Here is a 25,337-nt window from a genome sequence, read left to right on the forward strand (position 1 = left end):
GAGGATTCACGAGGCATCCGCGATGCGGGTTCGACCGGAGGTCAGGCGCTCCAGCAGCTGCTGCCACTCGCCGCACAGGGTGTCCGCATCGAAGCGCGCGGCATTGTCGCGTGCCAGCAGGGACATCTCGCTGCGGCGGGCTTCATCCGTGATCAGATCACGGATCTCGCGCGCCAGTGCCTCATCGTCCTCGACATCCACCAGCACGCCGCTGCCGCCGGCCAGGATTTCGGCAGGCCCGGTCTCACAGTCTGTCGAGACCACCGGCAAGCCGAAGGATTGCGCTTCCAGCAGGGTCATTGGCAGCCCCTCCCAGCGTGAGCTCATCACGTACAGCGCCGCGCGTTGATACTCCTTTTCCACCTGTGAGGTGCGGCCCACGAAGACGACGCTGTCACCCAGGCCCAATGTCCATGCCTGGGCCTTGAGGTCATTTTCATCTTCGCCCCAGCCGACGATGCGCAGTCGCCAGTCAGGGTGGACCGACACGACCTTGTGCCAGGCGTTCAGCAGCACATCGAAGCCCTTCTGCTCCGTCAGGCGCCCGACGGCAAGCACGGTACGCGACGCTGCGTCCTCTTCGCTGGGCTTGGGGAAGTGCGGTACCGGATTCCAGATCGCGCCGACCTTGTCGCGGATGCGATAGCGCGCTCGCCAGGCCTCGGCATCCCGCTCGGTGAGTACCACGATGGCATCGGCCAGGCGCACGGCGGTCGAGCGGCCCACCGAACGCAGGCGTGAACCATGATCGGTGGCGAGATTGAAATGCTCCCAGCAGATGATCCGGGCGCGCTGGAACGGGGCCCACGGCGCGCAGAAGGCAAACAGGATCGAATCCACCAGCACCACCACATCGGCCTGTTGATGACGGACCTTGGTCAGCAACGCCGAACTGATGCCCAGCGAACGTCGGGCCCCGCCTCTGGCTTCCTTCAGATTCAGGCAACAGGTCGTGATGCTGTCCTCCAGAGAAAACGAACTGGTCGCTGGCCCGAACAGACTCGCGATCATCACCTCATGACCCGAGCGCGCCAGTCCGCTGGCGATTTCGCATGTGACACGTTCCGTGCCTCCGTCGCTGGAAAGATTACCGACGACAAACAGAATCTTCATTGGCTCATGCGCTCCACAGAGAAATGCTCGCCGCGAGGCACCCGGCAGCAGGCGAGATATCGCCTTGCTTGATCGAAATGCTCAACTGCGGCGCAGAAAAAACCCGCCACCGACGCGGGTCGATGGCGGGAGATAGGGGGGTATGACATGAAGCGGTGCGATCTAGCGCAGAACGCTAATGCAGAATGCTAGCGCAGGAACGGTCGCGCAAAACGGCTGACAGCAAGACGAGCGGCGGCCACCACGTCTTTACCGCTTCATGAAGAACAATGCCTCAGGCAGTTTTTTGGAAAGACGGACGGTACGTCAGAAAGACAGCACATTTAGAAAGAAAACGCGCCAGCAAGACAGCGCGTCAGCAAGACAGAACGGCAAGAGGATCGTGTGCGGTAAGCGGGCACGGGGAGCTAGTACGGAAAGCGAGTTCGAAAAGCGAGTTCGAAAAGCAAGAGTAGCAAGCGGCCTGAGCGCTGAACGAACACTGCCAGGCATCATGCGAGATGCCAGCTCAACGCGTCTTGCCGATCCCGCCTTTTGAGAGGCACGCTTCGCACTGAGTCAAGGCGGACCTATAACGCGCGCCGCGGCATGGGTGATGAAGAGGTAAATCCAATGCCGGCGCGCCAGGCTCAGCTCAATAGCTCAATAGCTCAATAGCTCAATAGCTCAATAGCTCAATAGCTCAATGCTGGCACCTGACAACAGGATCAGCGGCCAGCCATCGGGTGCGACGACTCAGCGTCCTGCTGGCTCGTCCGGCTGGCAGTGATGGCTTCAGTCGAGACGCGATGGATGATGCCGCAGTCTTCACAGTGATAGAGCGGCGCCTTGCCGGCCAGTCGCTGCCACCAATGGCGTTTTACGCGATGTACGCTGGCGCCCCCGCATTGGGCGCAGAAACGATATCCACTCATGACGACATTCTGCTCTCTGTTGATGGTGTTCACGGGCATCCTTCCCTTTGATGACGATCGATCGCGTTCCAGCGAGACGGCCTGTTCAGCGACACGCGGTGTGTCATTGCCAGAAGAAGCACTGTCCCGACCGATTGAGCTCTCCAGGCAGGCGCCTGTCACTCTCACTCGCGGGGCCATTATGCGCGTTAAATCCAGCAGCAGTTCCTGATATTTGCCCAACTGTCGAGAACGATTTTCTTCATCTTCCTGACGAAAATCCAACGGTGTCAATATGTTAGCGTCCCGCCTCAGGCGGTAGCGAGTACTGACTTACGCAACTCGATATCCAGTGTGTGCTGCAGACAGCCCAGATAGGCACGCACCACGATCTGCTGATCAAATTCACGCTCGATACGCACGCGTGCCGCCTGCCCCGCCTCCATCAATGCCGCATGCGGCATGTCCAGACAGCCCTGCATCTGCTGCTCAAGAGACTCGACATTGGCCGCTTCGCACAGCCAGCCAGTGACGCCGGGATTGACCGAGCTGCGACAGCCCGGCACATCACTGACGATCGCCGGACGCCCCATCGAGGCCGCCTCCAGTACCGTGCGCGGCATGCCTTCCCGATACGACGGCAGCACCAGCACATTGGCCTCGGCCAGGAAGGGGCGTACATCCCGCTGTTCGCCCAGGTAGTGCAATATGCCGCGCTCGCGCCAGGCAGCGATTTCCTCATCGCTGATCGCGGTGCGATTGCTGATTCCCGACGGGCCGATCAACCAGAAGCGTGCCTGCGGATAACGCTCATGCAGACGCTCGGCCGCCGTCACGTATTCCCGCACCCCCTTGTCGCCGATCAGGCGTGCGACCATCACGAAGGTCAGCGGTGGCGTCTGCGGTTGCGGCGCAAAGGCGAAGCGTTGCGGGTCGATACCGGCGCCGGGCAGCACGACAGACGGCGTGGACTTCTGCAGCCCGAGGCGCATGAACAGGCGTTGGTCATCGCGGTTCTCGAAGAACACGCAACGCGCGCCACGGTTGGCGAAGCCATACAGCGCCCGTACCCGACGAAACAGCCAGCTGTCGTGTATGAAGGCGGTGCCCAACCCCGAGACGTTGTTGGTATAGGGAATCTTGAGCAGCCGACAGGCCAGTCCCGAATAGACATTGGCCTTGATGGTGAAGTTGAGAACATAGCGTGGCTTGAGTTTCAGCAATGTCCCCAGCAGTGCCAGCAGACTCTTGCCCTCACCGATCAGCGAGGTGCCCTTGCCTTCCATGCCCAGCGCACGATGCTCGACCCTGAGCTCGTCCACCAGGTACGCGCTATGCGCATCGGTGGGCGCAAGGCACACCACGCGATACCCCGAGTCACGCAGCCCTTCGATGACGCCGCGATGGAAGTTGTAGAGAAAGAACGACGAGTTGGAGACCAGCACCACCGTGGAGGGCTGAGCATCATGTGTTGGCATGGGGCATTCCTTGCGTGTCATGCGAAGAAGAACATGCGCGAGCATGAGCCCGCGCGACCGGAAGCATCCGGGGGAGAAACCTTGAATAAGGGGAGCCATCGACAAGAGAAACGATCGTGAAGCGACACCAGCGCGAAAGGAAAGGCGTCGTGGCTCGGTCCAGCAGGTCAGTCCAGCAACGCAGGCCGGCGTTGCTGCTGCCACAGCCGCACCAGCCCTGTGTCATGCGCCATGCACACCACATAGATGACCAGGAACGGGAAGCGATAGCGCACCGCGGTGCCGTAGTTGAAGACGACGAGTCCATAGATGGTGAAGGCGCCGATCAGATACAGCAGCCAGAAGAGCGTCTTCTCACGCTGGACCTGCCAGCACTTGAGGGTCAGCCAGACAAGGAAGGCGACCACCAGCAGGTTCTCTCCCGACTGGATCAACTGCAGCGCATTGGCGGCTTCCCAGGGCAATGGCTTGATCAGGAAATAGAGCGCGCCTTGGATCCCCGTCACCACGAAGTCCCCGAAGCCCTGAATGACCTCTACATCCTCGATCTTGCCGCCATCCTCCAGATACATGGCCGCGCGGAAGAAGTTGATCTGGTCCACCGCCAGCGGATAGATGACCAGCACGCTCGCGGCCAGCCCGACCAGCAACCAGCAGAATCGCTTGGTCGACAGGCCCTGACGGCTGACGTCGTAGAGGAGGTAGATGCCGAGGAAGATCAGCATGATCAGAGCGTTCTGGAACTTGATGATCCATAACGGCAACAGGAAGATCAGCGCCCACATCGGCCGACGTTCGATGGCCAGCAGGAAGCTGCCGAGCATGAAGCCGGTGACCAGGGTGTCGCGCAGGCTCAGTGAGCTGTAGAGCACCAGGCTCGGGTAGCACAGCACGAACAGCAGTACCGCGTGGGAGATGATGCCGCGGCGAATCAGCACCATCAGCGCGCCGATATAGAGGAACTTGTTGAAGAAGCCCAGGCTGGTGATGGTTTCCGCCAGCGGCAACGGCAACAGCGCCAGAAATCCCGACGAGACCGAGACGGTCAGGGAGTGGTCCATCGCTCCCCAGTCCATGCTGCGCATGGCCAATACCTGCTCCCAGTAGCGGAACTGGTCCGGCATGTACTCGGCATCGAACAGCACATTGTTCAACAGGTACGGCACCGCACTGCTCAGACTCAGGATGATCGCGACATTGCGCGTCACCCAACCACGCAGAAAGCCCACCATCACCAGTACCAGACAGACGAGCAGGTTGGGCAGGTCGAGCAGAATGTGTTCCATGGAAAGACTTATTCTCGTGCGCCGCTGTTGGCCAGTTCGGCCTGCAGACTGGCGGATGACATGAGGGGCGCGGACGCGCCGGTATCAGCGCTGGTGGCCTGCCGACTCACCACGCCAGAGGTATCGAGCGTTGACGAGGGCTGCGCGAGGCCAGCCGCAGCTCCCTCACTGCTGACCTGCCAGCTTCGGGACGAGAAGGGTGACGCGCCCTCGACCTCGGCTGCTGACAGCATCAGCGACAGGCACTGCATCAATTGATGCTCGCTCAGCGCGCCCGTCTCCTCATCAGGGGCCAACGGCAACGTCACGACGCGCGCTGCCTCGATTCCGCCCTCGTGACGTGCCTGGCAGCCGGCTTCATCGCTTTCGACCAGCACCAGTGCCGCATGCGGATACTTGAGCGCCATCCGGCGTCTCAGGCCCCGCGCCTTGCTGCCCGCCACCACCAGTTCACTGGCCGGTGTCACGGCATGATGCGCAATCACCGGCACGCGCCAACGATCCAGACGGCGCGCCTTGAGCGCATTGAGGTTGGCTTCCAGACCGCTGGACAACAGGACACATGGGCGATGACGCGCCAGATAGCGCGTCAGGGCCAGCACGCCCGTCAACTCAGTGTGCACGCCCAGCTCTACCAGCCGCACCCCATGGGCCAGACCTTCGATCAACTCCTCATGGGCCTGGGGCACGATGAGGTCCACCTCGTGACCCAGACGCGTCAGCCCCGCCGCCAACGCCAGCATCTGGCGAGTCTCGAGGGTCATCTGCCGTGCCACGACCAAAAGCGCCATCCGATGCGTCTTCATTGCCACTCCTTCGCCAGTGTTAGCCTTGAGCCAGGCTTGATCGAGTCAATACACGATGACCGCCATGCCATCTGCACATGGCGATCGACGTCAGCCCACTTCCTTCGGTGCGTTCAGGCCAGGCGCTGATAGACACTGCGCGCCTGGCGGGCCAGCGGCGCCGGCAACCAGGTCACGACCCGGCGCGCCATGCGCTTGAACGTGCACACCAGCACCTGGCCCTTCTTCTGCGCTGACATCGAGGCCCACTCGGGAGTCATCATCTGGTGGGCGTCCACGCAATAGACGGGCCTGCCGGTCATGCGCGTGATGTTGGTGGCCTGCCCCACCTCGCTTTCGATGAACAGGCGACAGCCGGAGTCACGGTAGTAATCCGCCTTGTGACTCGAATGGCGATTCTGACGCAGGCGCTCTTCCTTGCTGGGCAGGTCAAGCATGATCAGGTGGTCATACTCGACACCGTGCCGGGCCAGCCAGGCGGTCGTCTCGGGACGATATTTTTCCAGCCGATTGGTGACCAGCGAGTGCACTCGGTAGGTCGGGATATGCAGAGGCGCCGCGTTGGTCAGGAAGTCGCGATAGCGCGGGCCGTCATCGTTCTGCTCAGGTGTCGGGTCGAGGCACAGCACGCCATCGATATCCAGGCAGCTATCGGCCAGCGCCGGGTGATGGAACAGATTCCACTGGAAGGCACGCGGGTGCTCCAGCTCGACCAGATACATGTCCACCCCCACCACCGGTGCCGGGTTGGCATAGATGACGCAGGTGGTGATGTCACAGGGGCATTCTTGCGGAATGCGCGCCAGGGAAGCCTTGAGCGAGGCTCCACTGTTGAAACTGTCGTCGACCAGCAGCACACGCTGATTTTCCCAGGCGCTCTGCGCCGCCCCCCGGACCTTGCGCGTCATTCCCTTGCCGGGCGAGCCGTTGGCGATGAAGGTGTCGAGATCCGTGCAGGCCCGATTGAGCATGGCGCTGATCATGTAGGCCGGCACCATTCCACTGCGCGGGATTCCGACGATCAGATCGAAATTCCCGGCCTGCAGGCGCGACAACTGTCTGGCGATATCCGAACTCAGGTCGGCGTAACTGCGATAATTCATGTTGCGGTCCCCTTGCGACTCACGACGGCCCAAGGCCGATATCCTTCGCGCTTTTGTGTGTTGCAGCGCTTTTTTGATGTTATTGACGACGTCCTGTCATCAAACGCTTCTCTCGCCCTCATCCCCCCGATAATCGGGGGCATTCAGGCGCTTTTACGCTTCTGCACTGCGCTGTCGGATGTCACACGACGGCGACGAGTGCCTATCAATTTGGTCATCACATCCTGGCGCACGAGGCGCAGCAGCCGACTGCGGTCCATGTGCGAGAGCAGCGCGACCCCCTGGCGGAAGTTGGCCAGGCGCTGCATGGGGCTCGCGGGCGCCATCACGTACTGCTTGAAGTAGTGATAGAGCGGGATATACAGGCTGTCGGAATGCGGCATATGCCGGGTATTGGCATGAAAGACGTCGATGGCCGAGATCATGTCGCGTTGATAGCGCTGTTCGGCCTCGCTTTCCTGCTGCTGCGATGTCCAGGAACCCTTGGCATTGCGGCGATAGACACAGGCAGCATCTTCGTAATAGAGAGTCTCGCCTTGCAGTGCCATGTAGGACTGCAGGAAGAAGTCCATGATCGGGGCGCCGCGATAGGACGCCATCATCGCGTCGACGGTGGCATCGACGCGTCGGAAGCTGAAGGCCGGTGACGGAATGGAGGCGCCGCGCAGCCCGATCACCGCCTCGGCAGAGATCTTCTTCACGCTATCGGCATAGCGGCAGATGAGCGAATGCTCGCCGGTGGCTTCATTGAATTCCAGCGCCGGGTGGAAGCAGACCGTCGCCTCGGGATAGGCGTCGAACAAGGCGACCTGACGGGCCAGCTTGTCGGGTTTGATCCAGTAATCATCGCCCTCGCAATAGGCAATGATGTCGCCGCGCATCACCGGCATGCAGAAGATGATCGGCCAGATATGCTGCGAGTACTGGTTCACGTCCTGCAGGATCGGCCGCACGATGTTCGGGTAGCGGGCCGCATATTCCTCGATGATTTCCCGCGTGCCATCCGTCGAGACATCGTCATGCACGACGATCTCGAACGGAAAACGCGTGCGCTGCATCAGAAAGCCATCCAGCGCCATGCGAATGTAGTCGCCATGATTGAAGGCGAAGCACATCACCGAGACGCGCGGGGCGCTGAGATCGCCCTCCCACTCGGCCATGATGGCGGCTTCCTCGGCGGGCGCCGATGGTACAGGCAAGGGGCCTGACTGCGGAGTGCCATCCATGAGGGGCGTCGCGAGTGCCCGGGCATAACTCAGTTCTAACATGCAGTATTCCCCACTTTCCGTTGTGAAAGACGCTCCTGGATCCAGCCGGCGCCGTACTGCCAGGCCGCGAAGCGCAGCCAGCAGGACAGCAACAGATAGGCCGCCCCTGCCAGCAGGCCTGATACCACCAGCACCACCGGCGCCGGCCAGATGGCCAACAGCGCAGGCACGGCCCACCAGGTCGTGCCCGCCACCGCACTGGCCAGCAGCAGAGCCGGCAGGAAGTCGGCCAGCTGCTCGCGGATGCTGTAGTTGATCAACTCCCGCGAGAACCAGGCATTGGGGATGTAGGACACCACCGCCACCACGATCTGCCCGATCAGGATCGCCATCACGCCATGGCGCCAGGTCACCGCCAGCACCGCACAGATCAATACCTTCTTGACGATCTCGAGCCCGAGGAACAGGTCCGAGCGCCCCTTGACCTTGAGCACATTGAGATTGAGCGTGCTCAGGGGATACATGACGGCCGCGATGCACATCAGCTGCAGATAAGGCACCGCCGCCAGCCACCGCTCGGGCAATAGCGTCAGGAACAGCGGCTCGGCCAGCGCCGCCAGCAACAGCATCGCCGGGAACAGCAGATAGACCATGACCTGCAGGATCTGACGATAGGCACTCTTGAGGCGTACGGGATCCGCCTGGATGCTCGCCAGCGCCGGGAAGGTCACGTTCTGCACCGCCGTCACCAGCTGATTGATCACCAGCTCCTTGAGACGCTCGGCGAAGAAGAACAGCCCCGCCACCGAAGCGGAGAACAGTTTGGCGATCAGCAGCACATAGAGATTGACGAACAGCACATCCAGCATGCGTGACAGGAACATCTTGTAGCCGAAGCGGAACATCGCCTTGAACGACACCACATCGAATTCCAGCCGCGGCCGCCAGCTACCCCACCACCACATCAGGGCGGTAGTGACCAGCGCCGCCGTCAACATCTGCCCCACCAGTGCCCAGACCCCGAAGCCCAGCCAGCCCAGCAGCACTGCCACCCCGCCCGACACCACGCTGCCGGGAATGCCAGCCTTCATGCGCGTGCGAAAATCCAGCGCACGGTTGAGCATCGCGCCCTGAATGACCTCGAAGGAGTTGATCAGCACCACGATGCCGCCGATACGCACCAGCACGATCAGGCGTGGTTCGGCATAGAAGTCGGCGATCAGGGGGGCGCTTGCATACAGCAGGCCGTAGGCCAGCACCCCGAAGGCGATATTGCTGAAGAAGGCGGTGCTGGCATCACGCGGCCCGAGGGTCGGCATGCGCAGAATGGCTTGCTGAAGACCGGAATCCATCATGGCCGAGGCGATGGTCAGAAAGACCAGCACCATCGCCAGCAACCCGAAATCTTCCGGCACCAGCAGCCGCGCCAGCAGCAGCGTGACCAGACTGGCCATGCCACGCCGCAATAGCTGATCGGAGAAATTCCACAGAATGCCGATGGCGGTCTTGTTGCTCAGTGACACGAGGCGAGGCCTCCCTGAACCGAGTGGGCGGAGACATCGCGCGCCAGCGGCCCCGTCATAGACGCCGTGTCCGCAACATTGCCCGCGGCGCGCAGCAGCTCCAGGTCTTCCGGCAGCAGCTGGTACTCGGCGAGTCTGTCGCGCACCTCGCCCGGTGAGCACCACATCAGCATATCGATGATCGACAGGCCGGCGACGAACTCCGCCTGACGCCCCGAGCGACGCGAATCAAGCGGTGTCTGGCAGTAGTCACTCGGCTGGCTGGCGAGGAATGACAGCGTGATGCCATTGGCCGCAAAGGGCGCCGCCTGGTAGAGCTTGCGGCCGCCGATGCTGTTTATGTAACCCTCGGCCCCGCGCATCAGTGACATCTCGATCAGACGGTCCTGGGCCTTGAGGCTGCGATCGTGCTCAAGCTCACTGGTGAGCAGAAAGCGACACTCCAGCCCCAGGTAGTCACACACCCGCTCGAAGCTGTACTTGCACAGCGCCCCGATGCGGCGGTCTTCATTCTGGAACACCGCCTGCAGCAGCGGCATCACCTGTGCGTAATACGGTGCCTTGGCATAGGCGTGATGCAGCGTGGTCAGCAGGCTGTCCGGTGTCGGGCCGAAGACGAGCTCGCTGATCAAGCGGTTGGGCGATGCCTTGGGTACCGACAGCGTGAAGCGATGCGCCTTGCCGCCCAGCAGCACATTGTTGCGATGGATATAGCCACGCGGAATGAAGGCGACATCGTCATAGACAAGAAACTCGTCACAGGCATGCATCAGCTGGAAATAGCCGATATGCGGAAACAGATAGGGCTGCATGATCGCGATGTTCATGATCAGGCGGCCTTGACGTGGCGATTGACGATGATGCGCACCGCCCCGAGGATCTCGCTGACCTCAAGCCCCGAGTAGAGCGGCAGACACAGGATACGACTGGCGATATCGGTGGAATGCACGATCTGCGGGGTGATGACATCCTCGTCCTGCAATTCGGCGGCGGGCCGGCCGAGGAAGGACAGCGATTCCAGCGACGGGCAGAAGTAACGTCGTGCCAGATAGCCTTCCTGCTGCAGACGCTGCATCACCTCGAGCAGCATGCTTTCGCTTTCGAGAATGATCGGGAAGTAGGCGTAATTCAGGCTGGCGCCGGTCTGGCGAGTCTGCAGCTGGACATTGCCGCGCAGCGCCTGAGCATAGGCATGCCAGACCAGCGCCCGGCTCTCCAGATTGCCTTCGATCTCATCCAGCACGCACAGCCCCATCGCCGCCTGGAACTCATTCATCTTGGCGTTGATGCCCAGTTCCTCGATGCACTCCGGGCCGGTGATGCCGAAGTTGATCAACTTGCGGGCGCGTTCCAGGTCTTCCTTGCGCTTGAAGATGATCGCGCCGCCTTCGATGCTGTGGAACAGCTTGGTGGCGTGGAAGCTCAGGGTGCTGGCATCGCCATGTGACAGCAGGCTGTTGCCGCGATAGGTCACGCCGAAGGCGTGGGCACCGTCATAGATGACCTTCAGATCATGCGCCTCGCCCAGCGCATCGATGGCCTCGACATCACAGGCATTGCCGAACACGTGCACCGGCACGATGGCACGGGTGCGTGGCGTGATGGCCGACTCGATGTGCGCCGGGTCCAGACACAGGGTGTCGGGGTCAATATCCGTGAAGACCGGCTGCATGCCCTCCCACTTCAGGCTGCTGGCGGTGGCGATGAAGGTGAAGGGCGTGGTGATGACCTCCGCCGATTCGTACTGGCCCGGCATCTGGGCGATGCCCAGCGCGCGATAGGCGATCTGCAGCGCCAGGGTGCCATTGCTGACCAGCAGCAGGTTCTCGACGCCCAGGTAGGTTTCCAGACGCCGAGTGAGCTCCTGCTCGAGCGGGCCGTGGTTGGTCAACCAGCGCCCCTCGAAGATGGAATCCACATAGCGGTCGAAATTCTCCCGCTCCGGGAAGTAGGGACGCGTCACCGTAATCATGATATCGACTCCTTTCGTACATCAGATGAAGGTTGGCTCTGACAGCAGACGAGTGCCGGTGCAGCGCGTTCGCTGCCGGGTTCCTCTGGCAGCGACTCGCTACACGTTTCAGAGAAGTGCCGCACACTCGCCTGCGGAGACACTCGTCTACAGACGTCTACAGAGAGTGCAGGCCCGCTCAGCGCGAGCCGTTGCCGCTGATCACGATCTTGATGGTGCGAATCACCACCAGCAGATCGAGCCAGAAGGAAAAGTGCTTGATGTAGAAGAAGTCGTATTCCAGCTTGCGAATCATGCCTTCCACTTCAGCGGCGTAACCCTGCTCGACCTGCGCCCAGCCGGTGATGCCCGGGCGCACGACATGGCGGTAGTGGAAGAACGGCACATCCTTGCGATACCAGTCGGCCAGATTCATCGACTCGGGGCGCGGGCCGATCAGGCTCATGTCGCCCTTGAGCACGTTGAACAGCTGGGGCAGCTCATCGAGACGGCACTTGCGGATGAAGCGCCCGACTCGCGTGATGCGCGGATCACTGCCTTCCTGGGTGAAGCCCGCGCCCTTCATGCCGTCATACATGCTGCGGAACTTGTAGACGGTGAAGGGGCGGCAGTGAAAGCCCATGCGCGGCTGGCGGAAGATCACCGGCCCGGGACTGTCGAGGCGGATCGCCAGCGCCGTCAGCAACATGACCGGCGCCAGCAGCGGGAGCATGAGCGCGGCGACGGTGAAGTCCATCCAGCGCTTGATGACCTCATAGTCCTCCCGCGGCGTCAGCGAGCCGAACTCGTTGGCGTAGAGGTGATCCAGCAGCACGCGACCGGTGATCATCTCGTGGGCATGGGTCGCGTGATAGACCGGAATACGGTGGATGGTGCAGTCGGCCAGGAAGCTCTCCCACTCGCTGGGCAGCTCACCGCGCAGGTCCGCCACCACGCCATCGATACGCGGCAGGCCGACCAGATCAGGCCCGCGCAACGACAGCCACTCGACGCCCGGGCGGGTGCACAGACTCGGCGCCTTGCCGTAGGGCACCACCGCGAAGCGCATCCGGCGCAGTCGGGTATCGATGTAGTAGTAGGCCGTGCACAGGCTCACCGCGAGCAGGAAGGAGAGGCCGACCTGGTGACGCGAATACTCAAGCCCCAGCACGCCCAGCACCATCATCAAGGTCAGATAGGAAATGACGATCGCCGGCACGACATAGAGGTAGGAGCGCGTGCCCGGCAGTCGGGACAGGCGATTGACCGCCGTCACCGACAGGGTGTACGCCACGCCGGTGCCCAACAGGGCATGCCACTGATCATCGCTGGTCAGCCACCAGTGGGTGTCCCCCTGCATCAGCTGGTTCAACCCTGCCTGGTACAGTGCCGGCGCGATGACCACCACCAGCATCCCGAAGATCAGCTGCAATCGCTTGCTGGCCAGCAAGCGCTCGTAGTGATGCGAGTAACGCCGCTGGTGCTCCATCGACAAGGGTATACCGCTCATCGTGCTTACCTCCTCCGTGATTCAAGCGTCATGAGAGCTGCCAAGCGAGACGATGTCAGGCGTAGCTGTAGTTGTAATAACCGTAGCCATGCTTGTCGCCAGCTTGCGGTTCGATGGCATTCAGGATGGCGCCCTTGACGTGAATGCCATTGTTCTCGAGCTTCTTGCGTGCATGCTCGAGTTCGCGCACCTGGTTCATGCCAAAGCGCGCCACCATCAGACTGGCGCCGACGTGACGACCGATGATCAGCGCTTCGGTCACGGCCAGTACCGGCGGCGTGTCGATGATGATCAGGTCGTAACGCTCACCGAGTTGCTCCAGCAGCTCGGCGAAATTGGGCTGCATCAACAGCTCCGACGGGTTGGGCGGCGCGACGCCACGGCCCAGGAAATCAAGATTGTCGATGCGCGAGTGATACAGCACGCTGTCCAGCGGACTGGCACCGCTGAGAACATCCGACAGACCGCCCTGCTCGGAGGTACGCTGGAAGGCGTGATGCAGGTGGCCGCGGCGCATGTCGGCATCGATCAGCAGCACGCGCTGACCGGCCTCGGCGCTCACCGCCGCCAGATTGAGGCTGACGAAGCTCTTGCCGATGCCCGGGCTCGGCCCGGTGAACATCACCGACTTGCGGCGGTTGTCGAGCAGGGCGAAGTGCAGGCTGGTACGCAGGCTGCGCAGGGCCTCGATACTGATGTCCGACGGCTGGGAGGTGGCCAGCACCCCTTGATAGATCTCGCGGCCGCCCTTCTCGCCCTTGAGGCGCACGCGGCGCATCATGTTGTGCTGCTGCGGCGACAGCGGCACCGTGGCGTAGACGGGCAGGTCCAGCGCCTCGATCTGCTCGGCGGTGGCGATGCCCTTGCGCATCGCATGACGCAGCAGCGCGGCCAGCGTGCCCAGCATCAGGCCGATCATGCAGAACACGGCCAGCATCAGGGACGTTTTCGGCGAGATGGGCACTGGCTGCAGCACCGCGGGGTCCAGGATGCGCACATTGCCGACGGTGCCGGCCTTCTTGAGGCGCACTTCCTCGCGCTTGTTGAGCAGCGCGACATAGATTTCCTGGCTGACGGTGACATTGCGGTTCAGGTTGAGCGCTTCGCGCTGGGCGGCCGGCAGTTGCTCGGCCTGCTTCTGCACGCGCGCCTTCTCCTGATTGAGCGAATCACGGCGTGCCACCAGCGCCCGATAGGCCGGGTGCTCGCTGGTGTAGGCTCGGGACAGCTCGGCCAGGCGCAGCTTGATCTCGGTCAGCTGATTGTCCAGCCCGACGAGATTCTCCATCACCTGCTGACTCTCGGCGGTCAGATCAACCGAGTCGCGACGGCGGCGATAGTCGTTGAGTGCCGATTCGGCCTCATCGAGCTGGCCACGCAGCGTCGGGATCTGGTCGCCCAGAAAGCCGAGCTGATTGTCCGCCTCGGCGGATTCCCGCTCGATGTTCTGCTGCAGGAAGACATTGGTGATGGTGTCCAGGGTGTTGACGATGGCGGTCTGGTCACTGCCGGACAGACTCAGCGTGACCACCCCGGTGTCGGTGCCATTGCGCACGGCGGTGAAGCGCGACTTGAGCGAATTGATGGCGCTCAGGTCCGAGATGCTGGTCAGCGTGAAGCGTGCCCCCGGCGCGGCTGACAACTCGCGCACGAAGACCTTGATGCCCTCCGCCAGCGCGTTCTCACCTACCTTGCCATCGACGATCGCCTGACCCTCGGCATCCAGCAGGCGGTAGCGCTCATCGCCCAGGGCCTCGAGGGTCAGCGTCTGCTGTTGCCACGGACCGCCGAGCTCAAGCGTGGTGACCTTGAGGGTGTCATCGCCCCAGGCGTAGTCCTGCCCGCCCAGGCTTGCCGGCAGGCGCAGATGGCGGTTGGAGAGCCAGTCACCGATGACCGGGTAACGCACCGGAGAGACCACGATATTGAGGCGCTCGCGATCCACGGCCTGGCCCAGTACCAGTCGTGAGGCGAGAATTTCCAGCTCATCGCTGGTGCTGCTCTCATCGCTGCCGGTCGCCTGACCGGCCAGCGGCCCCAGCAGGCTGGCGCTGCCGCCCTTGTCCTCGATCTGGATCAGGGAATCGGCCAGGTAGATGCGCTGCTGGCTACCGACGAGATAGATGCCCAGGAGGGTGAACAGCAGCGTGCTGCCGATCAGCCACCAGCGTCGATGCCAGAGCAAGGCGAGAATGGTGCTGAAATCGAGTCGGCGCGTGGTGTCCTTGCCAGGCTGTGCAGAAGAGGATGGCATGGGAGAGGTGTACTGATTCATGACGCCGCCTTGAGTATACGATTCAGGCCCGGCAGGCAGGTGATACGGCAGGTCGCGACGCGACCTGCCATGCGGGAGTGGGACATGACCTCAATCCTCGATGTCATCGATGACCGAGACGAAGGCCCCGGTACTGGTCACGGACGGCAGCAGCTGGCTCAGCACACGGTTCCAGCGGCTGACCGGTGCGGCGGTCACGTAGACCACATCACGCGGTTGCAGCGGGAAGCGCGCGCCCAGCATCAGCGAGGTCGCATCCGAGATATCGAGAATGAAGACCGTGGCCAGCTTGTCGGACTCCGGCGAATTTTCACGCACCACGAAGACGCCTGACGGATTGGCGCGGTCCTCATCGACCCCGCCGGCTCGCGACAGCGCATCGGTGAGGCTCAGACGTTCATTGCCCACCGGCATGTTGCCGGGCTTGAGTACCTGACCGAGCACGAAGACATTCTGGTCTTCCGCCACCGGCACATTGATCACGTCGCCATCCTTGAGCAGACGGTTCTGACGCATGTCGCCCTGCTGCAGCAGCTGATAGAGACTCAGGTGCTCCTGCTGGCCGTCGCGCGTCAGCGTGATGTTGTGGGTATTGGCCAGTGCCGTGACCCCGCCGCTGGCACTGATGGCATCGATCAGGGTCAGCGGAACATCCGTGACCGGCACGAAGCCTGGCTCGGTCACGGCGCCACTCAGATAGACGCGTTTGGAGCGGAATTGCGCCACCGAGACATTGACCTGCGGCTCGGTGATGTAACGGGACAGCCCCGCGACCAGCGCGGCGCGCACCTCATCCACCGTCATGTCACGAATGTTGATGCGCCCGACATAGGGGTAGAACAGCGTGCCATCCGGCTGGACGATGTAGGTCAGCGCCTCGACCGTCTGACGCTGCACACCGCTTTCCTGAGCCAGGTCCAGCGGCGTGCTCAGATTGATGGCCAGGATGTCGCCGCCGCCCACGCGGTAGACGTACTGCTTGATGTCATCGACCAGCTCAGGTGGCGCGGGAGCGGTCTGGGCGGGGCGTGCGCGATAGTTGGAGATCAGCCCGGGGGTGATCGGCGTGACTTCCACCTGGTCGGTCAGCGGCGCGACCTCGGCTTCATAATCCATGTGCCCACCGGGCGCGAAGGCACACCCGCTCATCGCCAATACCACGGCGGCAAATGAGAACGCCCGGAGCGTCGTTCTGACCGGTATATCCATATCCTGTCTCTTCCCCTGTGATCCTGACCGATACCGCCAGGCGCTGTTTCGGCACGCTACCGCCCCGAGGAACTGGCGTTCTCCCCTGCTGCCGATAGCGGCGCCCTATTGGCGTACATGTCATCTGTCATGGAGTGGTCACGCCTGCCCTTCGATACCCCTGCGATATCCCCGGACACACGTCAGACATGTGTCCATGACACATGCCCATGACCGAACTCCGAAATGGAACGTTTATTAGTATTTTAGTAATTCACTACCAGGCATCTAACACATGAAACATATTGCATTGATCGACTTTCTCATCGATCAAGACAACATGACTCATTTGATTAACCGATACTTATAAGATTGATCGCGCCAACATTACTGATTACTTCTTTCTTGCACTTTTATTGACATTTCTGTTCAAGCGACTCGTTGCTTGAACCTGTCAGGGCCACTGTCGACGGAAGCTTTGTGCAGCCCCTTCAAGCAGGCGAGACCTGACGATCTCGTTGGCGAGTCAGCTGGCACGGCAGCGTCAGAACGGGATGAGAATTCATGCCCGCATGCATTCCATGGAGAGGTGCGATGATTGAGGTGCAACGCTCTATCGCCCGGATGCGCCTGCGCCATCTGCCCGACCTGGCAGGTAGCGCGACCTCGAATGAGGCGACCGCCCAATGCCCCGCAAGGCAAGGGACACGCCGCTGGCGCGTAAGGCACCGACGGCTTCGTCAATCACGTCCAATATATCAAATCCATTTAATACAATATGTTACTGACATTCTCTGCCTGAGCTGACGCACTATCCTGTACGTCTGTGGCAAGCTCGGGTCTGACTGACCTCCCGGCGGCAATGGCCCCGACCCCAGACTCGACCCCGGGACTTGATGCCTTCTCATGAAGCATTTCGCCGTACCCGGTGTCGCACGCTGGAGCGGTACCTCTACCCGCCTGACTGCCCATCTGCGAGGCCCGGCCTGCTCTTGTCTCGTGCTTGTATCGCGCTTGTGTCGCTCGACTCCTGCGCATGCTGTCTGCATGCCTCGGCCATGCCCGACGACCTCGATAGGCCGTGACATGACGCACGACGCAGCGAAGAGAACCTGGCGCTTTACCGGCGACGTCTGATTCGCCAATAAGCGACATTACTGTCCCCTCTTCAACAAGGCTGATAATAAATCAATTGACTTCAACAGCAAGGACTTGTCGGGTCGTCGAGACGATTGTACTGGCGGTGGTAACTTTAAGCTGCTTCCCCTAATCCTCATCATTGGCAGTCAGGTACCTGACAGACGACAGATTACCCTTAGCGCATCTAATGCGAATTGCGAAATCAAACTACTTTAATTTAGCAGCAACTCATCATCTGACTCATCTTTGCAGAATGAGAAATCCCAATCGCACTTTGCACAGGCCCCACATACGCTCCGCAGACCCCTGGATACGCCCCGCAAACGTTTAGCAGATACCGCGCAGATGCCTCTATCACGCCTGGACACGCCCCAAGGACGAAAAGGCCAGGGAGTGTCAGCGACACCTCCTGGCCTTTCCAATGGCGATCATGAGCGACGCGACGTGGCCGCCTTTCCTGAACATGCCTTTCCTGAACATGCCTTTCCGTCACTTCGGTGTCCGCTGCGGACACTCAGGGCGTCACCTCCAGCCCCGAGATGTCCTGCGCCGGTTGGTGGCTGCCATACAGCGCCAGATGCCCGCTCAGGGCGGTATCGATGTGGTAACTGGCCCCGTAACGACGCGCGTTGCGGGCGAAGGCACGCCGCAATTCAGCATCCCCCACCAGTCGCCCCAACGCCTCGGCGTAGCGCTCAGGCGTGTGCTGATCAACCACCAGGCCGTTGCCGACCCGATGCACCACCTCGGCACAGCCACCGACATCGGTGACCAGCACCGGCAGGCCACTGAGCGTCGCCTCCAGCAGCGAGATCGGCAGCCCTTCCCAGGCGGATGACATGATGAAGGCATCGGCGCTGGCCAGCAGCCCCGCCACATCCGAGATATTGCCCAGCAAGCTGACCTCATCATGGAGCCCGAGCGCCTCGATCTGCGCCATCAGCTGTGCCTTGTGCGGCCCCTCGCCGGCGATCCTGAGCGTGAACGCCAGGCCCTGCGCCTTGAGTCTGGCGCAGCTTTCCAGCATCAGGGGGTATTGCTTGGCATCGGTCAGACGACCGATCGCCGCCAACTGTACCGGGGCCTGCTGATTCGCCTCCCGCCAGCCACTGGCCTTGAGACGCGCGCCGGAGACGGCGTTGTCGATCTGTACCACCGGACGCGCCGCAATCGGCGCCAGCTTGTCGGTGCAGGCGCGACAGATACCGACGTAGGCCGTCACGCGACGATCAAACAGCCGGAACATCCAGGCCGGCGCGCCCAGCTCGATGCTGTGCACCGTCATCATCACCGGCAACTGACGCGGCAATCCAAAGGCGAACATCAGTGCGTAATACAGGTGGCAGTGCACCACATCCGGCGCGAAGCGCGTCACTTCCCTGCGCAGCCTCGTCACGCCTCGCCACGGGCGGCGGCGTGTCTCGATGCCCAGAAACGAGTAGCTGACATTGCCGGCACTCAGCTGGCTCAGAAAGCGATGCTCGTATTCGAGGTCACGGCCACATTCCGCGGCGGTTTCCAGAAAGGTGATATGCACACTGTGGCCAGCGGCCACCATCGCCAGACTCAGGTCCTTGACGTAGACCTCGGCGCCGCCAGAGGCGGGAGTCGAGATGACATGCATGATTCTCACGGCGATAGCCTCCTGCTGTCGTTCATGAAAAAAGTGAGGGCGGCTGCCCTCACTTGTCTGTCCACTAACTGTCTTGCCTTGCTTACCACCGTCATCCAGGCGGTCGCCATGCCGATCAGATCACCTTCAACAGCGCCGGGGCTTCCAGTCCCTCAAGCATCGTGCGCCAGCTGGCCTCGACGGTATTGCGCGAGAAGCGGTCCAGACCGTAATCCACATTGGCGCGCAACCTGTCGAGCACCGCCTCATCCCCCAGCACCTCATCAAGCTGACGGGTCATGGCTTCCACATCGCCCTGCGCGACCAGATAGCCATTGACGCCATGCTTGATGATCTCGCCCGGCCCGGCCGGGCACGCGAAGCTGACACAGGGCACGCCACAGCTCAGCGCCTCGACCAGCACCAGACCAAAGCCCTCGAAGCGCGACGAGAGCACGAACAGGTCCGCCGCGGCGTATTCGCGCCGAATGTCCCGGCATTGGCCCGGCATCTGCAGCTGATGGGTGATCTTCAGGCGCTCGGCCTGCGCCATCAGGGCGCCACGCTCTGCACCCTCGCCGACGATGCGCAAGACCCAGCCATCACGGGTCGCCTCAGGCAACGCCGCCCAGGCCTCAAGCAGCAGATCGAAGCCCTTCTGCGGCTCGAGGCGGCCGACGGCCACCGCCACCCTGGGCGACCTGGCGTCTCGCAAGTCCGCCACCTGCTCAGCACTGCTCTCACGGCTCTGATGCGCCTGACGCTCGGCAACGACATGCTCCAGCGGATTGAGGTTGGGGACCACGCTGAGTCGCTCGCGCGCGGCTGGATGCAGACGCTCCCAGTAGTGGCGGTCTTCATGCGACAGCACCACGATGCGGTCGGCGCGATGCGCCGCCAGACGCCGCGCCGTATCACGGCGAGCAATGCCGAGATCCGAGGTGGCATTGAAGTGCTCCCAGCACAGATAGCGCGTGCGGCGACAGAGCAGCGTCGGCAGCAGGAAGGGCAGGAAGCCGATGCTCTCGACCACCACCACCACGTCCGGGCGCTTGCGCAGTACCACCCACAGCAGACGCAGGAACAACCACAGGCCACGCACGGCGCCCAGATGCGAGCGCTCGGGATAGAGTGATTCGTGCACGATATCGTCATGCAGCGGATAGGGACTCTCCGCCGGGCCATATTCGCTGAGTATCTCGACCTGATAATCGCCACTGGCGGCCAGCATGTTGGCGGTATCGGCGCTGGCACGTTCGGTGCCGCCGGTGCGTGACTGGGCACCTGTATAGAACAGGATATGTTTATGAGTACTCATGAGGCGTATTGGCTCCGGCGGACAAGTTGCCGGGACAATGCCGGGCTCACTGCATAGCTCATCAACAGCGCCTGCTCCTTCAGCGAGAGCTGGCGCAGAGATGACCAGGACGCTTGTCGCACCTGATCGAGCACGACCTTGCGCACCCGCGAATCATCCGCCGTCTTGTTGATCGCCTGGCGCATGATGAAGCTGACGCCGACGAACCGCAGGCCGCGGATTTCCAGCAGGGCCATGCCGTGCGTCGCGGAGAAATGCTCGCGATAATGCTCCGCGAAGACCCGCCAGCTGCGGTGGAACTTGTCCAGTTCCTGGTTGCTGAACGGCTTGCGCGTCAGAGAGCCGTCACTGCGCTTGTCGAAGTAATACAGCACCTCGGGCAGATACAGCACGCGCTCTGCGCGTCCGAACAGATCCAGGTTATAGAGGCCATCCTGCGACACGGGCAGATCAGGGAAGCTCAGCGAGCAGGCCAGATCGGCGCGGATCGCCTTGCCCCAGGGAGACGACACGATGATGTCATGCATGAAGTCACGAAAGGCCCGGGCCAGCGGACGCTCCTCGGCCTGCTGGCAGAATGCCAGGCTGTCGTGATCGCCCTTGGGGCCCTGCAGGCAGTAGCGGAAGACCACCGCCTCGGGCGAGTCGAACGCCTCGATGCGGGCCTGCAGAATATCCAGCGCGCCAGGCGCGAAATGATCATCAGCGTCACAGAACAGCACATAGCGGCCGCTGACCAGGCTCAGACCATGATTGCGCGTGCCACCCGGCCCCATGTTGTGAGGGTTGCGGCGCAGAACCAGCCGCCCGGGGATGTCAGGCGTCTCGCCGGGCGGCGTGGACATTGAGGATTGCTGCTCCATTTGCTGCTGCGCCTGTCGCTCAGCCCACAGGAACCCATCATCCGTCGAGCAATCATCAATGATGATGTGTTCATAGGATGCCTGGTTGTCACGCAAGCTGTTGATACAGCGCGCAAGACCATCCCCTGAATTGTGATTTGGCGTCACGATGGAAAAGTAAGGCGACTTCCCTGTATAGCGTTCCATGCCCTGCCTTCTTTATTGTTCACTGTCATTGACCAGCACAGCCGACCAGCGCCCTCGAAGCAGAGCACACACTGCACTGAAGAGTGGGTCAGTTCTTGCGACTGACTTTTATTCGCAATTTCTTATATTTTAGTGCTTGAGTCCCGTTCATCCGCCAGAAGCTGATCCTGGACTGAAGATGACAGGTGAGCGACGTCACCCTGAGGAGTGGACACTGGCGGGATGTCCGCTCGTGAGAAAGGTAGTGGCAGAAAGTGACAGAAAGTGGCAGCAAATGGCGACACTTCCTGCCCCGCCGTTGACCACAGACTAATAATCCCCCCCAGCCCAAACAAGCTGCGCTGTCGCCAAAAGCCGAAATCATGAGCGTTTATGCGCCAATCCTCCGGCAACTCATGCCAGATACTGAGAATCAGTGACTACTTAAATACGCCCCGCCCACTGAGCCAATTGAGCCAACGCGATCAAAGCCATCATGCCCGCGGCCTTATGTGACGCACATCAACGTGGGCACTTTGCGCGAGTGCCATACTGACAGAGCGCGATGCAGGCTATGATGGCAGACATTGGTCGGCCTCCCCGTACGCGCAGGGCGCCCGCTCTCAAGCGCCCTTGCTTGCCTGCGCCAGGCGTCGCGCATGCTGGAGCCAGCGCCGCCCTGCCCTTTCTGTTCTATCCCCCCTTGCCCACGGAGACTTCATGGAGCCTTGGCAACTTGTCGCCATCATGATGAGTCTGGCACTCGCCAGCTATATCCAGACCCTGACCGGTTTCGCCTTCGGATTGATCGTGATGGGCCTGCTGGCGACCCTCGATGTGCTGCCCATCGAGAGCGCCGCATTGCTGTGTACTCTGCTGGGCCTGTTCAACAACGGGATGGCCATGCGCGGGCACTGGCGAGAGATCAATCCGCGCCTGGCACGCCGCCTGCTGGTCACCAGTCTGCCAATGTTGCCGGTGGGCTATTTCCTGGCAGTCTGGCTGGGCAGCGAAAGAGCCCCTCTGCTGGGCATGTTGCTGGGCATCGTCATCCTGATCGCCTGTCTCGCCCTGCTGGCTCAACCGGGCCCGCGTGCCACGACATCGCCACGCTGGCACTTTCATACCGCCGGTGTGCTGTCAGGCCTGATGGGGGGGCTATTCGCGGCCAATGGCCCGCCTCTGGTGGTCGTGCTCTATCGTCAGCCGATGACCCTGATCGCCATTCGCTGCACGCTGTTCGGTGTCTTCATCGTCACCGGCATCGTGCGCATGGCCCTCAGCATCGCGGCCCCGGGGCGTATCGGCGACACCCTGCCCCAGCTGCTGCTCGTGGGTCTGTCGGGCGCCCTCGTCGTGATGCTCTTCACCGAGCTGGCGCGTCGCTTCCCACCGCCCTTGAGTGACAATCGTCTGCGTCAGGTCGCCTATGCCATTCTGCTGGTCTCGAGCGTCAATCTGATCATCAAGGGCCTGATCTGATGTCTCAGCCCCCACCAGCCCATGACGCGGCTGATCCAACGGGAGATGAAGGCTTCATCGAACTCTCAAAGAGCACGATTGACGCCATCAAGGCAGCGGGCAGAAAGCTCGATGAGGACGTGCAGGCGGGACGCCTTCCTGCGGGCAGCTCACGCTGGATGATGGCACCGTCGGGGGAGCGCTTCTGCATTCGTCATTCCGGCCCAACCCTTGTTGAAGAGACTGATGAAGACTCTGATGACGCGCCCGAGCCAGACGCTGACATGCATCGCCAGTCGCTGATGATTCGCTGCTGGCAGCGTCTGCTGGCTCATGTGAAGCGCTGACGGGATTTCCCGAGGCCAAGCCCTCGAGAAAGCTCGCGATAAAGCCCTCCATATAGCCTGCAACAAAAAAGGGACTGCCCATGGGCAGTCCCTTTCGTTTGCTTCATGGCCTCAAGCGCAGTCGATCACTCCACCGTGACACTCTTGGCCAGATTGCGCGGCTGATCGACGTCGGTGCCCTTGAGCACGGCGACGTGATAGGAGAGCAGCTGCAGCGGCACCGCGTAGACGATCGGTGCGAGGAAGCGGCACACGCCCGGCACGGTGACGACGTAAACGCCCTCACCGGCCTTGAGGCTGACTTCCGGGTCGGCGAACACGAACAGCTGACCGCCGCGGGCGCGAACTTCCTGCAGGTTGGACTTCAGCTTCTCCATCAGGTCATCCATCGGCGCGACCGCCACCACCGGCATGTCTTCGTCGATCAACGCCAGCGGTCCGTGCTTGAGCTCACCGGCCGCGTAGGCTTCGGCGTGGATGTAGGAGATTTCCTTGAGCTTGAGCGCCCCTTCCATGGCGATGGGATACTGGCTGCCACGCCCGAGGAACAGGGTGTGGTGACGGTGCATGAACTTCTCCGCCAGCTGCGCGATTTCCCCATCCAGCGCCAGGGATTGCTCGATCACGTGCGGCAGGTCCTTGAGGCGCATCAGCAGCTGACGGCTCAGCAGATCATCCGTCTGACCATCGCCCTTGGCCTGACGCAGCGCCAGGGTTGTCAGCATCAGCGCTACCAGCTGGGTGGTGAAGGCCTTGGTGGAGGCAACCCCGATTTCCGGCCCGGCATGGGTCAGCAGTGACAGGTCGGATTCACGCACCAGCGAGCTGCCCGCCACGTTGCAGATGGCAAGGCTTGCCAGATAGTGACCGGCCTGAGGGCCTTCACGGTTGAGCTTCTGGATGTCACGCAGCGCCGCCAGCGTATCGGCAGTCTCGCCGGACTGGGACAGAGTCAGGAACAGTGTCCCCGGCGCCGCGACCCGCTCGCGATAACGGAATTCCGAGGCCACCTCGACCTGAGCCGGAATGCCCGCGACCTCTTCCAGCCAATAACGCGCCACCATGCCGGCGTGATAGCTGGTACCACAGGCGATGATCTGTACCTGACGCACATCGGCGAACAGCTGCGTCAGGCGCGCCACATCCACGACCTGCTTGCCTTTCTCAGCCCCATTGTCTGCCGCGAGGAAGGAGTGGCGCGAGACATCGAAGGCCTCCAGACGCACGCCCTGCGGGTCCAGTCGCTCGGCCAACGTGCGCGACAGCACGCGCGGCTGCTCCATGATCTCCTTCATCATGAAGTGGCGATACTCGCCCTTGCCGGCGGCTTCGACGCTGTGTTCGTAACGCACCACTTCACGCGTGACCGGCGTCAGCTCATCGCGGTCGCCGGTACGTTCCAGCACCTGGATACCTGCCGGCGTGATGGCGACCATGTCGCCTTCATCGAGATAGATGAAGCGATCGGTGACCGGCAGCAGCGCCAGCGGGTCAGAGGCGATGAAGTGCTCATCGATCCCCACGCCGACCACCAACGGGCTGCCCTGACGGGCGCCGACCAGCAGTTCGGGGTTGCGCTGCTCCATGACCGCCAGCGCGAAGGCGCCATCGAGACGCGCGGTGACCGCGTTGACGGCTTCCGGCAGTGCCAGACCGCTGCACAGTTCGCGATCGACCAGGTGCGCGACCACCTCGGTGTCGGTCTCGGAAGTGAAGACATAACCGGCAGCTTCCAGCTCGCCACGCAGCGCTTCGTGGTTCTCGATGATGCCGTTGTGCACCACGGCGACCCGCTCACTGGAGAGGTGCGGGTGCGCATTGTGCTGGGCAGGACGCCCGTGGGTCGCCCAGCGGGTGTGCGCCACGCCGATGGCGCCGGACAACGGCGCCTCGCGCAGCTCGTCTTCCAACGCACGCACCTTGCCCACGGCACGTGCACGACGCAGTTCTCCGGCAGGGTCGATGACCGCCACGCCGGCGGAGTCATACCCGCGGTATTCGAGGCGATGCAGCCCCTCGATCAGAATCTTGCTGATATCACGCTGAGCCAGACCGGCAACGATGCCACACATGAGAAATTCCTCTACTGCGTGCCAC

18 protein-coding genes are annotated in these 25,337 nt (G+C 62.0%); 1 reads left to right on the plus strand and 17 read right to left on the minus strand.

What is annotated here, in order from left to right:
* Positions 1 to 6: 6 nt before the first annotated feature.
* The 16 genes from QD356_RS08300 to QD356_RS08375 form a co-directional block, all read right to left on the minus strand.
* Positions 7 to 1,113, minus strand: a complete 1,107-nt coding sequence (locus tag QD356_RS08300) for a glycosyltransferase family 4 protein (RefSeq protein WP_192837677.1) — start codon at positions 1,111 to 1,113, stop codon at positions 7 to 9.
* A gap of 707 nt (positions 1,114 to 1,820) precedes the next feature.
* Positions 1,821 to 2,300: a hypothetical protein gene (locus tag QD356_RS08305; protein ID WP_153636191.1), complete on the minus strand. Its 480-nt coding sequence runs from the start codon at positions 2,298 to 2,300 to the stop codon at positions 1,821 to 1,823.
* A 17-nt stretch (positions 2,301 to 2,317) separates the two neighbouring features.
* Complete coding sequence (locus QD356_RS08310) at positions 2,318 to 3,484, minus strand: glycosyltransferase family 4 protein (protein ID WP_192837676.1); 1,167 nt, start codon at positions 3,482 to 3,484, stop codon at positions 2,318 to 2,320.
* Positions 3,485 to 3,651: 167 nt separating this feature from the next.
* The gene (locus QD356_RS08315) at positions 3,652 to 4,770 is read right to left on the minus strand and encodes a hypothetical protein (protein WP_052384903.1); all 1,119 of its coding nucleotides are present in this window, start codon (positions 4,768 to 4,770) and stop codon (positions 3,652 to 3,654) included.
* An 8-nt stretch (positions 4,771 to 4,778) separates the two neighbouring features.
* A complete protein-coding gene (locus QD356_RS08320) occupies positions 4,779 to 5,576 on the minus strand; it encodes a glycosyltransferase family 4 protein (RefSeq protein ID WP_192837675.1) in 798 nt (265 codons plus the stop codon).
* A gap of 113 nt (positions 5,577 to 5,689) precedes the next feature.
* Complete coding sequence (locus QD356_RS08325) at positions 5,690 to 6,679, minus strand: phosphoribosyltransferase family protein (protein WP_131432407.1); 990 nt, start codon at positions 6,677 to 6,679, stop codon at positions 5,690 to 5,692.
* Between the two features lie 143 nt (positions 6,680 to 6,822).
* Entirely contained in the window at positions 6,823 to 7,947 is a 1,125-nt protein-coding gene (locus QD356_RS08330) for a glycosyltransferase (RefSeq protein ID WP_192837674.1), read from the minus strand.
* A complete protein-coding gene (locus QD356_RS08335) occupies positions 7,941 to 9,410 on the minus strand; it encodes a lipopolysaccharide biosynthesis protein (protein WP_153636194.1) in 1,470 nt (489 codons plus the stop codon). Before QD356_RS08335 ends, QD356_RS08330 begins: the two co-directional genes overlap by 7 nt.
* The gene (locus tag QD356_RS08340; protein ID WP_192837673.1) at positions 9,401 to 10,237 is read right to left on the minus strand and encodes a WbqC family protein; all 837 of its coding nucleotides are present in this window, start codon (positions 10,235 to 10,237) and stop codon (positions 9,401 to 9,403) included. Before QD356_RS08340 ends, QD356_RS08335 begins: the two co-directional genes overlap by 10 nt.
* A 2-nt stretch (positions 10,238 to 10,239) precedes the next feature.
* Complete coding sequence (locus tag QD356_RS08345) at positions 10,240 to 11,382, minus strand: DegT/DnrJ/EryC1/StrS family aminotransferase (RefSeq protein WP_192837672.1); 1,143 nt, start codon at positions 11,380 to 11,382, stop codon at positions 10,240 to 10,242.
* A 178-nt stretch (positions 11,383 to 11,560) separates the two neighbouring features.
* Positions 11,561 to 12,871: an exopolysaccharide biosynthesis polyprenyl glycosylphosphotransferase gene (locus QD356_RS08350; RefSeq protein WP_225996327.1), complete on the minus strand. Its 1,311-nt coding sequence runs from the start codon at positions 12,869 to 12,871 to the stop codon at positions 11,561 to 11,563.
* Between the two features lie 55 nt (positions 12,872 to 12,926).
* The gene (locus tag QD356_RS08355; protein ID WP_192837671.1) at positions 12,927 to 15,146 is read right to left on the minus strand and encodes a polysaccharide biosynthesis tyrosine autokinase; all 2,220 of its coding nucleotides are present in this window, start codon (positions 15,144 to 15,146) and stop codon (positions 12,927 to 12,929) included.
* A 90-nt stretch (positions 15,147 to 15,236) separates the two neighbouring features.
* Positions 15,237 to 16,355 carry a polysaccharide export protein gene (locus tag QD356_RS08360; protein WP_054556249.1) on the minus strand — a complete coding sequence of 373 codons (1,119 nt, stop codon included), beginning with the start codon at positions 16,353 to 16,355 and terminating at the stop codon, positions 15,237 to 15,239.
* Positions 16,356 to 17,988: 1,633 nt separating this feature from the next.
* Positions 17,989 to 19,098: a glycosyltransferase family 4 protein gene (locus tag QD356_RS08365; protein WP_225996370.1), complete on the minus strand. Its 1,110-nt coding sequence runs from the start codon at positions 19,096 to 19,098 to the stop codon at positions 17,989 to 17,991.
* Positions 19,099 to 19,222: 124 nt separating this feature from the next.
* Positions 19,223 to 20,404: a glycosyltransferase family 4 protein gene (locus tag QD356_RS08370; RefSeq protein WP_192837669.1), complete on the minus strand. Its 1,182-nt coding sequence runs from the start codon at positions 20,402 to 20,404 to the stop codon at positions 19,223 to 19,225.
* The gene (locus QD356_RS08375) at positions 20,401 to 21,453 is read right to left on the minus strand and encodes a glycosyltransferase family 2 protein (protein ID WP_192837668.1); all 1,053 of its coding nucleotides are present in this window, start codon (positions 21,451 to 21,453) and stop codon (positions 20,401 to 20,403) included. The genes QD356_RS08370 and QD356_RS08375 overlap by 4 nt, the downstream gene beginning before the upstream one ends.
* Positions 21,454 to 22,152: 699 nt before the next feature.
* On the opposite strand from QD356_RS08375, the gene QD356_RS08380 reads away from it, so the two are divergent.
* Positions 22,153 to 22,914, plus strand: a complete 762-nt coding sequence (locus QD356_RS08380) for a sulfite exporter TauE/SafE family protein (protein ID WP_192837667.1) — start codon at positions 22,153 to 22,155, stop codon at positions 22,912 to 22,914.
* A 451-nt stretch (positions 22,915 to 23,365) separates the two neighbouring features.
* Here QD356_RS08380 and glmS read toward each other — a convergent pair whose 3' ends face one another.
* Complete coding sequence (gene glmS, locus QD356_RS08385) at positions 23,366 to 25,312, minus strand: glutamine--fructose-6-phosphate transaminase (isomerizing) (RefSeq protein WP_192837666.1); 1,947 nt, start codon at positions 25,310 to 25,312, stop codon at positions 23,366 to 23,368.
* Between the last annotated feature and the right edge of the window lie 25 nt (positions 25,313 to 25,337).

Source organism: Cobetia sp. 2AS, from assembly GCF_029846355.1.
Taxonomy (GTDB): domain Bacteria; phylum Pseudomonadota; class Gammaproteobacteria; order Pseudomonadales; family Halomonadaceae; genus Cobetia; species Cobetia amphilecti.